Origin of the sequence: Pseudomonas sp. ICBG1301 (assembly GCF_016918385.1) — a bacterium.
Classification (GTDB): domain Bacteria; phylum Pseudomonadota; class Gammaproteobacteria; order Pseudomonadales; family Pseudomonadaceae; genus Aquipseudomonas; species Aquipseudomonas palleroniana.
The window spans coordinates 277,197-291,402 of record NZ_JAEKGB010000001.1; the positions used below are offsets into that span (position 1 = coordinate 277,197).

Here is a 14,206-nt window from a genome sequence, read left to right on the forward strand (position 1 = left end):
CTTGCCCCCGATGAGGACAGGTCAGTCGGCATCTATGTTGGCTGACCCACCGCTATCGGGGGCAAGCCCCCTCCCACATTTGATCTTCAGCGGATAGAGATCAATGTATTCACTCGACGACCTGCTGTACCTGATGAACCGCCTGCGGGACCCGCAATACGGGTGCCCGTGGGACATCAGGCAAACCTACGCGACCATCGTCCCGCACACCCTGGAGGAGGCTTATGAAGTCGCCGACGCCATCGAGCGCGGCGACTTCGACCATCTGCAAGGTGAGCTGGGCGACCTGTTGTTCCAGGTGGTGTATTACAGCCAGTTGGCACGGGAGGAGGGGCGTTTCGAATTTGCCGGCGTGATCGACGGCATCACGCGCAAATTGATTCGTCGCCATCCTCATGTGTTCCCGACGGGCGATCTGTATGCGCCGCTGGATGTTCCGCGGTTGAGCGAAGAGCAGGTCAAGGAGCGTTGGGAGCAGATCAAGGCCGAGGAGCGCGCAGAAAAGTCCGATACACCGCTGCAGCTTTCCCTGCTGGACGATGTGCCCACGGCACTGCCTTCGTTGTCCCGTGCCGCCAAATTGCAAAAGCGCGCCAGCCAGGTCGGCTTCGACTGGCCCGCCGCTTTGCCGGTGGTGGATAACGTGCGCGAAGAGCTGGCTGAAGTGCTCGAAGCCATGGCCGATAACGACCCGGCTGCCATTGCGGATGAAGTCGGTGACCTGCTGTTTGCAGCGGTCAACCTCGCCCGGCATCTCAAGGTTGACCCGGAAACCGCGCTGCGCAGCGCCAATGCCAAGTTTGAACGACGTTTCCGATTTATCGAACAGGCATTGCGCGATACCCAGCGTCCCATAGAAGATTGCACCCTCGAAGAGTTGGACGCCCTGTGGGGCGAAGCCAAACGTCAGGAAAAGAACGTGTCCAACTGCGGTTGAGCAGTTGCCTAAGTGAGTAAGCACCATGAGCCTTTCCCTTCGCGACCAGTTGCTCAAAGCAGGTCTGGTCAACCAAAAGCAGGCCAAGCAGGTCGGCAAAGAGAAACAGAAGCAGCAGCGCCTGGTCCACAAAGGCCAGGCCGAGGCCGATGACACCCAGGCCCGCCTGGCTGCCGAGGCGAAAGCCGAGAAGGTCAAGCGCGACCAGGAATTGAACCGCCAGCAGCAGGAAAAAGCCGAGGCCAAGGCCCGCACCGCGCAGGTCAAGCAGTTGATCGAGACGTCGCGCCTGCCGAAGCTGACCACCGAGGATTACTACAACTTCGTGGATGACAAGAAGGTCAAGCGCCTGTCGGTCAACACCTTGATGCGCAACAAGCTGAGCAATGGTTCCCTGGCGATCGTCCACCACGGCGGCGGTTATGAGGTGATCCCGCGTGAAGCGGCGCTGAAGATCCAGGAGCGTGCACCGGAGCGTATCGTGCAGCTCAACATCCTGACTGAAAGCCAGGTGCCGGATGAGGATGACCCGTACGCCGCCTACCAGATCCCGGATGATCTGATGTGGTAAGGCTGTAGAAACCACAAACCCCGCTCAAAAGGCGGGGTTTGTGCTTTCAGCCAAGCGTATTACCAATCCACGGCGTAACTCACGCTGAAGGTACGACCCTCGGCATTCGGGTACGGCGCACGCGCGTTGGCCTGGGCGAACATGTTCTGGTAATTGCGGTTGCTGAGGTTATAGATGGCCCCTTCCAGGCGACCCACCGGCAGCCTGACCGAACCCAGCAGGTCGACCAGGGTGTAACCCTGGATATCGCGACCGTTGTTGTCCTTGAACGCGGCATCATAGTCGTCCAGGCGCATGGCTTGCAGGCGCAGGCTGTAATCGTCGTGGTTATAGCCGACAAAGGCGGTGGTCTTGGCCGGGGAGATACGCGTGGCAGGCAGGTCGATCCATTTACCGTTCTGCTGGGTCTCGCCTTTTGCATAGGCGTACGTGCCGCCGACGGACCACTGATCAGTGACGTTGTAGGTCAGGCTGGTTTCGATACCGCGTACACGTTCTTTCTGGTTGATCAGGCGCAATACGCGGTCATTGGCATCATAGAACTGGGTGACGTCCGAGGTGTTTTCGTACGCCGTGACGTTGGCCAGCCACTTGTCCCAGTTGCCACGCCAGCCCAGCTCATAGCTGTCGACCTTGAGCGCTTGGGCATTGAGTTTCTGGATGTCGTACTGGCTGTTGACGTCCCGCAGGAAACGCTGGATATCCGGCAGGGAAAAGCCCTGGCTGAAGTTGACGAACACATCCTGGTTTTCGCTCAGGTGGTACACCGCACCGAGGTTGTAGAGGGTGTCGTCGTATTTCAGGGTGCCGCCCGGCAGGGTTGCCCGGTTGCCGGTCTGAACGATTTCTCCGTAGGCGATGCTGTCGGCAACGTTGCTTTCGATCCACTCGCGCCGCACGCCGCCACGCAGGGTCCAGTCGTCGATGTCGTAGGACAGCTGACCAAAAATCGCCTTGGTGGTGGTTGTGATGTCCGGCCCCAGTTCGAATGTGGTGCCGGTCTTGGTGTAGGTCAGGCCATTGACCCGGTATTGATCGCCACGCTGGCGTGAGGTTTCGTGGTCATAGTCGGCGCCCCAGACCAGGTTGCCGGTCGCCGGGCCGATGTCGGGCATCTGCGTGTCGATGGCTGCACGCAGGCCGTAGACGTCCTGCACGCTGTTGTTATCGGAAACACCGGCGCGGCCCCGCGACAGGTCCGGGAAGAACAGCGCGTCGGCACGGCGCCAGTAACTTTCGACTTGCAGGCCCTGGCCGTAGAAATCCCTGTCGGTGTAATTGAGGTTGACCGCTTGGTTGTGGGTGAACGGTTGGTCGTCCAGGTCCAGGCCCTTTACGGCAACGGCGGTGTTGGTGTTGCGTGGGTCCTTGGTGTAACGGGTGTCCTGTTCATCTTTATAGTCTTGCAGCGACAGGTTGATCTTCTTGTCGTCATCCAGCTCGTAGCCGAAGCGGCCTTGAAGGTCGTAGGTATCGGTGTCCATGTTGCTGCCCTGGGACGTGTCCTGGGGGATGCGCTTGCCGTTGCCATCGAACTGGTCGTTGCGTTGTACGCCGTTGGCCGACACGTACCAATCCACCGGGCCCTTGCGCCCCGTGGCACTTTGGAAGGCCTCGTAGGCGAACCCCTTGTGGCTTAGATTGTTGCCGGCGGTCATGCCGATCTTGCTGCTGAACGCGAGGTCTTCACCTTGGTTGCGCTTGGTGATGATGTTGATGATGCCGCCCGAAGCTCCGGCCCCGTAGACGCTGCTCGCGCCGGAGATCACTTCGATGCGCTCGATGCTTTCCGGTGCCACGCTGTTGAGTTGGCGGAAGTTGTCGCGCGTCGCGTTCTGGGATACGCCGTCGATCAAGATCAGCGTGTTACGCCCGCGCAGGGTCTGGCCGAAGTTGCTCATGCCGCCGCTGGACGGCGAAATGCCGGGTACCAATTGCCCGAGGATATCCGCAACCCGTCGCCCTGCGCCCGCTTGCTGGCGGATCTGGGCTTCATCGATCACCTGCACCGAGCCTGGGATCGCGGCAATGCTGGTTTCACTGCGCGTAGCCGAGACGACGGTGGCCTGTAATTGCAGGTTAGTGGGCTCAGCTTCGGATGAGTCGGCCCAAGCGGGTGTACTGATGGAGCCGATCAGAGGCAACAGTGCTGCCCATTGCGATTTTTTCATTACCATGCCTTTCAATTATTAGAAGTATTGACAGAAAAAACGGATATCACGGGTGTGCGGGTGTACGAGCGGATGGCGCGGATACCCAGGGCGGCCAGCGCGTAGGTGAGCGCGACCAGCCAGAAGCTGTAGGCCAGGCCGACCATTCCCATGCCGACGCCGCCCAGCAAGGCGCCGCACAGGGCACCCGCCTTGGCGGCACTGTTACCCAGGCCCAGGGCAAAACCTTGTTGCGCGGGCGCGACGGTGTTGGCGATCAATGTGTAGGCAACCGGCAACAGCGCGCCTTGCCACAGGCCCCAGAGCAACCGGCTGGCGAGGAAGCCGAACCATTCGCTGGCGATTGCGGTGCACGCCAGGGTCAAGGCACAGGCCCATGTGACCCATTCGATGATGCGCAGCGTGTATGCCGGTGGGTGCCGGTCAAACAGGCGGCCCCACAGGGGCGCCGACAGCGCCAGGGTCAATGCGCTGGCGGCATAGCTGGCACCAATCAACCAGGCCGGTGCGTGCAAAACATCGGCGACGTACAAGGCATAAAACGGCTGGGGCATCATCTTGGCGGCCTGGATCAGCACGATGATCCCCAGCATCGCCCCAAGCCAGCCTTTGGGCAGGGCGGTGGGCGTGGACTTGTGTTTCGACCGCACGCGCCGGGTATCGCCGGGCAAGAACAGGCTGACCACCGCACACGACAGGCAGACGGCCGTGGCGCTGTAGCAGAGCAGGGCGAACCCCGAGACATCCATCAGCCAGCCGCCCAATACAGGACCGGCCAATGAACCCACGGCGGTCGCCGACTGCAGGCGCGCCATGATGTGACCGCGCCCGCTGTCGCCACAGCAGGCCAATGCGTAGGCTTGAGCCGCCGCGATAAAGCCGGCCAGCGCGCCCTGCGCCACGCGGATGGCCACCAACAGCCAGGGATCGAAGGTGATGGCGGCCAGCGCCTGGCAGGCCGCCAGTGCGAGCAGGGCCCGAATGATCATGGGCTTGTGGCCGGTACGGTCACCCAGGCGCCCCCACAGGGGCGTCAGGATCATCGCCGCCATCATCGGCCCGGCATACACCAGCGACGAAAGCAGTCCGGTGTAGTGGGCATTGGCGTCGCCGAGCAACTTCTGAATCTGCAGGGGCCAGAAGGGGCCACTCATTTCCATCGCCCCCATCGATACCAGCTGGATCACTACCAGCAGCCGCAGCGCAGTGCTGTTAGTGGGCATGTGTGTCGGCACTCAGCGGGTTCGGCAGGCGACCGACGATATCCGCGTGGCTCTCCAGCAAACGCATGCGCATGAAGGACTTGGCCGGCCATGCCTGCTCCAGCAGCGCTTTGCGTTCGGTTTCCCAGCGTTGAGGGGCGACGACGTCGCGCAATTGGTCAAAGCACTGGCTGACCTGGCTCGCCAGTTCGTTCCAAAGCAGCGCCTGGGGCATATCGAATAAACGTGCACTGAGCAGCACCAGTTCGCCCAAGTGGCACATGAAGACGGTATGCAACAGTTTGTCGCGTACAAAGCCGGCATCGTCGTACAGGGTCATCTTGGGATCATGCAGCTCGATGTCCAGGCCTTGGGCGTGCAAGGTCTGGCGGTCGATGCGGATATCGCCGAAATCACGTAGCAGCAGGCGGCTCAACTGCCCGTCCGCAGCCATGACCATGAAGGAGTTCTGCTGGTGGGCCTCGAATGCGACGCCATATCGCAGGTACATGCCGAGCAGGGCTGGCACGGCGATTGAGGCGTAGTCGCGAAAGAACCCGAGCATGGCGTCGGCATCGTCCCGGCCTTTGCTCAGGCGTACCCACTGCCTCAGCAGTGGCTGCCCGTGTTGGTCGATGGCAAACAGGCTGCCTACCGGAATGGCCAGCTCCCCCGGTTGAAGCTGACTCAGGGGGTTGTCACGGTAGAGCACGGCTAGATGGCGGGAATGTTCGTCATTGGCTGGTTGAGGCTTGAAATGCACACCGATCCGCTCGGGCACGATGCTCAGCACTTTTTGAATCGCGGGCTCGCGTGCCAGGATCGTCAGCAGCAACTGGCTGATGCGCGGGCCCATGCGCGCCGAACGCGGCGACACCGTGCGCTGTACGCTGGTCAGGCGCAGCGAAACAGGGAGCTTGACCATGGGGGCGTCAGCCCGACCTTCAGGCAAGACCGTCCGGAATGACATGGTGGGGTGTGCGGTGAACGCGACGATATCGGTCAGCACCAGCAGACGGTCACCTATCTCGTTGGCGAATAACTGGGGAAGCTCCTGGCGAGCTTGCCAAGGGTGGGCGGGCAGCGGCAGATAGTCGCTGGCTTCAAGGCCCTGGGCGGTGAGTTCGGTCACCAGTTGTTGCGCCGCGTGGGGAAACTGGGTTTGCCACCACTGCCAGTAATCCGCGGTACCCGCCAGCGTTTCGACGTGGGCGTACTGGCGGTGCAACGCACAGAGGATGACCGGGAAACGCGCTTCGAACTCGGGTGAGAAATCAATCACTTGATCGGTGCCCAGGCCCAGTTTGGTTTTGTAGTTGGGGTGCCAGGGGTGACCCAGCGTGCCCCACTGTTCAAGCACGGAAGTCGGGTTGGTAACGCTGGGTTCGTCCTTGAGGTAGCGCAGCAGGTTGTCCTGATGGGCCGGGCTCATCGCGGCGTGCAGCTTGAAGCTCCATTGCTCGTGAAACGCCAGGCACAGCGTGTCGTTGACGAAACTGTCGTCGATCTCGGTATTGAGGCGGTTCAGAACCTGCGGGTCGGCAGGCGTCTCGAGGGCGTCGTTAAGCAGCGTCAGCAACTGCGAGGGGAATTGGATCTTCTGTTCCGCCAGGTTGACCTGGCAAAGCATGATTGGGCCACGCAGCTCCCAACTGGCCATGCGACCTGGGCGCAAGTGCTCGAAATGCAGATGGGCGTGATCGGACAGTGGTAGCCGGCAGTGACCTTGCGGGTCATAGGTGAGTGCGTTGGAGTCCAGCAGCCCTTCACGAAACAGGGCCTGGATCAGGCGTTGAAAGCTGCGTTGTGCTGCGGGTACGAGGGTGTTGATCAGTGTGTCGAGAGTTATACGATGAGCCAGAAATTGCGGAGTAGCCAGGGCTTCCCCCCAGCGTTTAAGCAATGATTGCTCCGGTGTACTGGCATATTCATTCGACATGATGAACTCCCTTTGGTCATGAGGCGGCTGAAAAGTGCGCGAATATTATCGAGAATCATTACCAGTTGTCTATTTGTTGCTGCATACAACTGAATCGTTTACGCGCGATGCCGATGACCAAAACGAAAAACCCCGCTCGAGGGCGGGGTTTTTGGGCGGTAGGGGACTCAGCTGCGTGGGCTGGGGGCCTACTCGAATTTCAGAGTTTCAGGAGCTTTGTGCCTGGCGTTTCATTTCGAGAATTTCGAGCTCGTTTTTATAATTGTTGGCATCGCTCTCGTTGTGAAACATACCGACCAATACGTCTTGCTGATGGACATCCCAGATGTGAATCCCGTGAGCTACCGCTTCGTGGGACATATGTTCGTCGTCGCGTTCAGTTACTTTTACAGTCATCTGCTTGCTCCAATCTCTGGTTGATCTGCGGCAAGTCGTCGCAGGCCTTTGTTATATGTTTTGTTAGCTTGCTAAGTAAACTGATTTTGCGCGCAACAATTAATTGCAGAAACTGCAACAGTCCTGCAGGCCGCGCAAATAGCGACATTGCGTCGCAGAGACTGGAGTTTTATGACAGAAGTTTCATGTTGGCATCCGCCGATTGGCTAATCGACAGGCGAAAAAAAGCCCCGCATTCGCGAGGCTCTTCGTCGTGTCGTTCGGTCAGTTGCCTTTGACAGGCTTGCCGTCAACGGTGCCGTCCAACAGCATGATGTTGTATTCCTTGCCGTCGGTTTCGACCTGGCGCAGGGCAACCAGGATGCCGCCCCAGTCCTTGGCGAACCACATTTGGGTGATGCGTTTGGTCTGCGACGGATCGCGCACGCGCTCAACCTTGATTGCATCAATCGAGCCGGCCTTGGTCTGGACTTTTTCCGGGCCAATCACGCGGAAGTCGTAGGTGTCGGTGTCGGTGCCCTCAGCCACGCGGTAGCTCATGCTTTTTTTGCCGGCAGCCACATCGCGTTGCAAGGCCAACTGATAGGTCGACTTGTCGAGCATGCCGCTTTCGAGGGTGACGTTGACCGGGTCTTTGTTTTCGAAGCCGGTGATTTTGTTGGTCGAGTAGTCGAAGTCCAGGTTGATCTTCTTCGCCTTGCCCAGGCCGCCGCGTTCGAAGGTGTAGCTCTTGGGTTGCAGAGCGTCCTTCTCAACCTTGATCACGCTGGTTTCGGTGAGGCTGGCGATCATCATGGACGCCTTGAAGTTCAAGGTCCAGGTGCCATCGCTGTTGTGGGTCAGGCTGCGTTCAGCCGAACCACTCATGGGCAACTGTTTCCAGTCGGCGGTGTAGCTGGCGGAGAAAGGGTGTAAATCTGCTGCTTGCACGGCTGGCAAAGCAAACAGCGCAAAAGCGAAGAGCAAGGCGCGACGCATAAAATCTCCTAGGTTCGAATCAAGTGGCCGCTGGCCGCGAGTAACTGGCCGTCCAATAATGCACCCTGCGCACCAAGAATCAACCGACCCTCGGCAAACCAGCGAACTGCCAGCGGGTAAATCTTGTGTTCCTGGGCGTGAACCCGTTGCGCAAGCGTCTGCGCTGAGTCTGTCGACTCTACCGGAACCACTGCCTGTACGACCAGAGGTCCGCCATCGAGTTCCTCGGTAACGAAGTGCACGCTGCAGCCATGCTCGGTGTCGCCGGCGTCGAGCGCACGCTGATGGGTGTGCATGCCTTTGTACTTGGGCAGCAGGGAAGGGTGGATATTGAGCAGGCGCCCTTCATAGTGGCGCACGAAGCCAGCGCTGAGAATGCGCATGAAGCCGGCAAGGACCACGAGTTTGGGGTTGAAGGCGTCGATGAGTTCGATCAAGGCGTTGTCGAAGGCTTCGCGGCCGTCGAAAGCCTTGTGATCCAGGTCTCGGGTTTCAATGCCCGCGTCCCTGGCGCGTTGCAGGCCGTAGGCGTCGCTGCGGTTGGAAATCACCGCAGCGATGCGCACCGGGCTGTCGCCGGTGCGCGTGCTGTCGATCAGGGCCTGCAAGTTACTGCCGGTGCCGGAAAGCAGCACCACGACATCACAGGTCTGAGACATCAATGGGCCTTGAGGTTCTTCAGTTCAACCTGAGCCGCGCCTTCCGGGGCGGTTGCGATCTGGCCGATGACCCAAGGCTGCTCGCCGGCTTCGCGCAGTACGTTCAGCGCGGTTTCAACCTGGTCCTGCGCCACGCAGATGACCATGCCGACGCCGCAGTTCAGCACGCGGTGCATCTCGGTTTCGTCGACGTTGCCTTTTTCTTGCAGCCAGTCGAATACCGCAGGACGCTGCCAGCTGGCCACGTCGACGATCGCCTGGGCGCCTTTTGGCAGAACGCGTGGAATGTTGTCCAGCAGGCCGCCGCCGGTGATATGCGCCATGGCCTTGACGGCGCCGGTGTCCTTGATCAGTTTGAGCAGTGGCTTGACGTAGATGCGCGTCGGGGCCATCAGCAGATCGGTCAATGGCTTGCCGTCGAGCTGGGTGTTTTCGATGTCGGCGCCGGACACTTCGATGATCTTGCGGATCAGCGAGTAACCGTTGGAGTGCGGGCCGGACGATGGCAGTGCCAGCAGGGCGTCACCGGCGGCGACTTTGGAGCCGTCGATGATCTCGGCTTTTTCCACGACGCCAACGCAGAAGCCGGCCAGGTCGTAGTCTTCGCCTTCGTACATGCCTGGCATTTCAGCGGTTTCGCCGCCGACCAGGGAGCAACCCGACAGTTCGCAACCGGCGCCGATACCGGTGACCACTTGCGCAGCGGTGTCCACGTTCAGCTTGCCGGTGGCGTAGTAGTCGAGGAAGAACAGGGGCTCGGCACCGCAGACCACCAGGTCGTTGACGCACATGGCAACCAGGTCGATGCCGATGCTGTCGTGCTTGTTCAGGTTCAGTGCCAGGCGCAGCTTGGTGCCCACGCCGTCGGTGCCGGAGACCAGCACAGGCTGCTTGTAGCCGGCCGGGATTTCGCAGAGGGCACCAAAACCGCCCAGGCCGCCCATGACTTCAGGGCGCGCAGTGCGCTTGGCGACGCTCTTGATGCGTTCGACCAATGCTTCACCGGCGTCGATGTCTACACCGGCGTCCTTGTAGCTCAGGGAGGGTTGCTTGCTCATGATCCAGGCCTTTAGGGGGGATTCAGGGGTAACGACCGAGCGGCCAGGGGCTTTTGGTAAAAGGCCCAGCCATTGACGGTCTGCGAAGGCGCGCGATTTTATCAGGCTTGAGGGGCAGCGGCCATCCTCGCGCCGACGGGCAGGGCTATAAAGGTTAAAAAACGCGGTTAAAAATGCTAATCGCCGCTCTCGTCGTGTGTATTAAGGTATAGCCTTAACCCGCTATCGTTATGACAGTACGAAAACTTGCCGGGCTCCTGTGAATGTTTTGTCGGTCGGTGTGGTCACAGCCTTGCCGAGCCGAGTTCAGGCGGCCTGTTCTACCCGTTAATTTTGTCGTTCGGGAATCTTCCATGCGTTTGTGTAAATTCTTTTTTGCAGGCTGTTTGTCGTTGGTCAGCCTGGCGAGTCATGCCGAAACCCTCAATGGCCTCTACCAAGTACTTGAACCTGTCAGCAGCCAGTCGCCCCAAGAGCGCGACCAGGCGACCCAGCGCGCCGTGCAGACCCTGGTGATCCGCCTGACCGGCGACGCCAAGGCCGCCGATGGCCCGGGCCTGGCGGCGATTCGCAAAGACCCGCAGCAGATCATTACCCAGTACGGCTACGACGCCGGCCCGCCGGAAAGCCTGCAGGTGGATTTCGACCCGGTCAGCACCGATCGCGCGTTGCGACAGGCGGGCCTGGCAATCTGGGGCAGCAACCGACCGTCGATTCTCGGCTGGTGGCTCAACGATTCCACGGACGGCAGCAGCCTGGTCGGCGATGGTCAAGCCGTTGCCCAGGCCCTGCGCCGGGCCGCGCAGCATCGTGGCTTGCCGTTGCGTCTGCCGCTGGGCGACCTGGATGAGCAGGTGGTCGCCACCGCTCCCAATCTTGAAAGCGCGGATGCCACGCCACTGCGCGCAGCCTCCGAGCGTTACGGTGCCGATGCATTGCTGGCGGTGCACGCCCGCCAGGATGGCAATCAGTGGCAGGCCAAATGGCGCCTGTGGCTGGGTGACAAAAGCGAGCAGGGCACCGCCCAGGGGGCCGATACCGGAGCGGTCGCCGATGCCGTCATGTTGGCCGTCAGCGAAAAGCTGGCGCCACGGTTTGCCGTCAAGCCCGGTGTCAGTACCGAGCAGTTGCTGGAAGTGCAGGGCATGAACCTGGAGCGCTACGCAGCCCTGGGCCATCTTCTGGAGCCCTTTGGGGGCCAGCCGCTGCTCGTGGATGGCAGCCGTATTGTGTATCGAGTCAATGGCAGTGCCGATCAGTTGCGTACTCAGTTGAGCCTGGCCAAGTTGCAGGAAGTGCCTGCCGGTCAGGCGCCGGCCCAGCAGCCGGTGGCAGATGGCTCCCAGGCGCCCGCAACTCCCGAGCCGCAGGCGCAACTACGTTTTCATTGGTAAATAATCGTCCTTCTTCTATATAGAGGAAGGCAGTCACTGACAGATGGAGTGGTGTATGGCGGATACGCGTCGTTGGGTGTGGCTTGGCGGGATTGTCCTGCTATGCGTTTTTGTATTCCTGCTGCATTCGATCCTGACGCCGTTCCTGGTCGCGTTGCTGCTCGCTTACCTGTTCGATCCCGTGGTGGATCGCCTGGAGAAAGTCGGCATGTCACGCACCTGGGGTGTGGTGACGGTGTTTGTCCTGTTTACCTTGATCATCACCACATTGGTGCTGGTGCTGGTGCCGATGCTGGCCAAGCAGTTGTTTCGCTTGTATGAACTGGCGCCGCAAATGCTCGACTGGTTGCAGCACACGGCGATGCCGTGGGCCCAGGCCAAGTTGGGGCTGGCGGATGGCTTCTGGAAGTTCGACAAGGTCAAGGCGGCAATCAGTGAACATATGGGGCAGACCACCGATATTGTCGGTGCGGTGCTCAGCCAGGCCACGGCCTCCAGCCTTGCTCTGATTGGTTGGCTGACCAACCTGGTGCTGATCCCGGTGGTGGCGTTTTACTTGCTGCGCGACTGGGACATCATGATGGCCAAGATCCGCAGCCTGCTGCCGCGTGATCGTGAGGAACGCATTGTGTCCCTGGCGAACGAGTGCCATGAGGTGCTTGGCGCGTTCGTGCGCGGTCAGTTGTTGGTGATGCTCGCGCTCGGAATCATCTACGCGGCAGGTTTGATGGCGATTGGTCTGGAGCTCGGCCTGTTGATCGGTTTGATCGCCGGGTTGGCGGCTATCGTGCCGTACATGGGGTTTGTGATCGGGATTGGTTCGGCGCTGGTGGCAGGGCTGTTCCAGTTTGGCGGTGACTTGTACCCGATGCTGGGGATTGTCGCGGTGTTCATGGTGGGTCAGGCGTTGGAAGGCATGGTGTTGACGCCATTGCTGGTAGGCGACCGGATCGGCCTGCATCCGGTGGCGGTGATCTTTGCGATCCTGGCGGGCGGTGAGCTGTTCGGCTTCACTGGCATCTTGCTGGCGCTGCCGGTGGCGGCGGTGATCATGGTGCTGGTGCGTCATGTGCACGATCTATACAAGGATTCCGATGTGTACACGGGGGTCGAAGATCCTGAGCTGTAACCTCTACATGACAAACCCGGCCTCGGCCGGGTTTGTTGTTTCTGGGCCGCAAGGTGTCAAACAATTTGCGCAAACAGCCCCAGGCTGACGCAAACCTTTGATTTTGCTTGTTGTCTGCTGCATTGTGCGCCTGGCGTCACGGGTATAAACTTTGCAAACTTTACACAGAGGCCACTCACGGTTCGTTTGGAGCCGTTCAGTCAGCATGAAACCGATTCAGCTGCCCCTAGGGGTGCGTCTGCGTGATGACGCCACCTTTATCAACTACTACCCAGGCGCCAATGCCGCTGCACTCGGCTATGTCGAGCGGCTCTGCGAAGCCGACGCCGGGTGGACTGAAAGCCTGATCTATCTGTGGGGCAAGCACGGCGTGGGGCGTACTCACCTGTTGCAGGCCGCGTGCCTGCGTTTCGAGCAGATGGGGGAGCCGGCGGTGTACCTGCCGTTGGCTGAGTTGATGGACCGTGGTATCGGGATCTTCGACCATCTTGAGCAGTACGAGCTGGTGTGTCTGGATGATCTGCAAGTGATCGCCGGCAAGGCGGACTGGGAAGAGGCGTTGTTTCACCTGTTCAACCGCTTGCGCGACAGTGGCCGGCGCTTGTTGATTGCCGCCTCTACATCGCCGCGTGAGTTGCCGGTCAAGTTGGCCGACCTTAAATCACGCCTGACCCTTGCGCTGATTTTCCAGATGCGCCCCTTGTCCGACGAAGACAAGCTGCGGGCCTTGCAGCTGCGTGCATCCCGTCGCGGCCTGCACCTCACCGACGAAGTCGGGCACTTCATCCTCACTCGTGGCACCCGCAGCATGAGCGCGTTGTTCGATTTGCTCGAACAGCTCGATCAAGCCTCTTTGCAAGCCCAGCGCAAGCTGACCATCCCCTTCCTCAAAGAAACCCTTGGCTGGTAGCCAGCCCAGTCATTTCGGTGCTTTCGGCATATTTCAGGCGCCAGAAAACCTGCGTCTTGGCCACTTTGGCCGCGCAAAAGGCAGGTATGGGGTGTTAAGGGCTTAGATGTCATGGTCAAAACAAGAAGTCACATAGAGCACGATTGAATTTGCAAATCGATGTGATAGAAGGCATAGTCTCGACTTCTTTACACATCAGCCACGGTCGTGCCCATGCTAAATCGCTTCGCACCCCTCGTGCCCCTCGCACTTGTTACCCTGTTGTTTGGTTGCGCCTCCCACCCTCAACAAGTGGCTGAGCAGCACAAAACCCAACAGCAGTCCCAGGCAAAATTCGTTGCTTCCCAGTCTTCGACTGTCTATGAAGAAGAAGTGGCAACCGAAAAGGAACTGGCCGACTTCGCCGGCAACAAGCCTTACCAGCTCCCAGTTCTGGCCGACAGCATTCTTGAACGCGGCATGTCCCTGATCGGTACGCGTTACCGTTTCGGCGGTACCTCTGAAGCCGGTTTCGATTGCAGCGGCTTCATCGGCTATCTGTTTCGTGAAGAAGCCGGCATGAACCTGCCACGCTCGACGCGCGAAATGATCAACGTGAATGCACCGTTGGTCGCACGCAACAACCTCAAGCCGGGTGATCTGCTTTTCTTTAGCACAGCGGGTCGTGGTCGTGTCAGCCACGCCGGTATCTACTTGGGCGATAACCAGTTTATTCACTCCAGCAGCCGTCGCAGCGGTGGTGTTCGCGTCGACAGCCTGGGTGACAGCTACTGGAGCAAAACTTTCATCGAAGCCAAGCGCGCACTCGCCATGGCCCCGACTACGGTTACCGCTAGCAAGTAAAGTTAAAGTGATACTTGAA

13 protein-coding genes are annotated in these 14,206 nt (G+C 59.9%); 6 read left to right on the forward strand and 7 right to left on the reverse strand.

Features of this window, described 5'->3' with window-relative positions; genetic code table 11:
* Positions 1-103 precede the first annotated feature (103 nt).
* Together mazG and JBE38_RS01280 are read left to right on the forward strand one after the other, a co-directional pair.
* Positions 104-937 carry a nucleoside triphosphate pyrophosphohydrolase gene (mazG, locus tag JBE38_RS01275; protein WP_205343391.1) on the forward strand — a complete coding sequence of 278 codons (834 nt, stop codon included), beginning with the start codon at positions 104-106 and terminating at the stop codon, positions 935-937.
* A gap of 25 nt (positions 938-962) precedes the next feature.
* Positions 963-1,508 (forward strand): DUF2058 domain-containing protein, encoded by a 546-nt coding sequence (locus JBE38_RS01280; RefSeq protein ID WP_060756101.1) that lies wholly within the window; start codon positions 963-965, stop codon positions 1,506-1,508.
* 59 nt (positions 1,509-1,567) lie between these two features.
* Here JBE38_RS01280 and JBE38_RS01285 read toward each other — a convergent pair whose 3' ends face one another.
* The 7 genes from JBE38_RS01285 to purM form a co-directional block, all read right to left on the reverse strand.
* Positions 1,568-3,679, reverse strand: a complete 2,112-nt coding sequence (locus JBE38_RS01285; RefSeq protein WP_205343392.1) for a TonB-dependent receptor — start codon at positions 3,677-3,679, stop codon at positions 1,568-1,570.
* 11 nt (positions 3,680-3,690) lie between these two features.
* Entirely contained in the window at positions 3,691-4,902 is a 1,212-nt protein-coding gene (locus tag JBE38_RS01290) for an MFS transporter (RefSeq protein ID WP_205343393.1), read from the reverse strand.
* On the reverse strand, positions 4,892-6,820 hold the full coding sequence (locus JBE38_RS01295) for an IucA/IucC family protein (protein ID WP_205343394.1): 1,929 nt from the start codon (positions 6,818-6,820) through the stop codon (positions 4,892-4,894). The genes JBE38_RS01290 and JBE38_RS01295 overlap by 11 nt, the downstream gene beginning before the upstream one ends.
* Before the next feature lie 207 nt (positions 6,821-7,027).
* The gene (locus JBE38_RS01300; RefSeq protein WP_060756097.1) at positions 7,028-7,216 is read right to left on the reverse strand and encodes a hypothetical protein; all 189 of its coding nucleotides are present in this window, start codon (positions 7,214-7,216) and stop codon (positions 7,028-7,030) included.
* Between the two features lie 264 nt (positions 7,217-7,480).
* The gene (locus JBE38_RS01305; RefSeq protein ID WP_060756096.1) at positions 7,481-8,194 is read right to left on the reverse strand and encodes a DUF3108 domain-containing protein; all 714 of its coding nucleotides are present in this window, start codon (positions 8,192-8,194) and stop codon (positions 7,481-7,483) included.
* Positions 8,195-8,202: 8 nt separating this feature from the next.
* Positions 8,203-8,853 (reverse strand): phosphoribosylglycinamide formyltransferase, encoded by a 651-nt coding sequence (gene purN, locus JBE38_RS01310; protein ID WP_090369453.1) that lies wholly within the window; start codon positions 8,851-8,853, stop codon positions 8,203-8,205.
* Positions 8,853-9,911, reverse strand: coding sequence for a phosphoribosylformylglycinamidine cyclo-ligase (purM, locus tag JBE38_RS01315; RefSeq protein ID WP_060756094.1), 1,059 nt, complete (start codon positions 9,909-9,911; stop codon positions 8,853-8,855). The genes purN and purM overlap by 1 nt, the downstream gene beginning before the upstream one ends.
* A gap of 353 nt (positions 9,912-10,264) precedes the next feature.
* On the opposite strand from purM, the gene JBE38_RS01320 reads away from it, so the two are divergent.
* The 4 genes from JBE38_RS01320 to JBE38_RS01335 all read left to right on the forward strand — a co-directional run bounded on the left by JBE38_RS01320 (position 10,265) and on the right by JBE38_RS01335 (position 14,187).
* Complete coding sequence (locus JBE38_RS01320; RefSeq protein WP_060756093.1) at positions 10,265-11,305, forward strand: DUF2066 domain-containing protein; 1,041 nt, start codon at positions 10,265-10,267, stop codon at positions 11,303-11,305.
* Positions 11,306-11,360: 55 nt separating this feature from the next.
* On the forward strand, positions 11,361-12,434 hold the full coding sequence (locus tag JBE38_RS01325; RefSeq protein WP_060756092.1) for an AI-2E family transporter: 1,074 nt from the start codon (positions 11,361-11,363) through the stop codon (positions 12,432-12,434).
* Between the two features lie 205 nt (positions 12,435-12,639).
* On the forward strand, positions 12,640-13,344 hold the full coding sequence (gene hda / locus JBE38_RS01330; RefSeq protein WP_090369457.1) for a DnaA regulatory inactivator Hda: 705 nt from the start codon (positions 12,640-12,642) through the stop codon (positions 13,342-13,344).
* A 213-nt stretch (positions 13,345-13,557) separates the two neighbouring features.
* A complete protein-coding gene (locus JBE38_RS01335) occupies positions 13,558-14,187 on the forward strand; it encodes a C40 family peptidase (RefSeq protein ID WP_090369459.1) in 630 nt (209 codons plus the stop codon).
* Positions 14,188-14,206 lie beyond the last annotated feature (19 nt).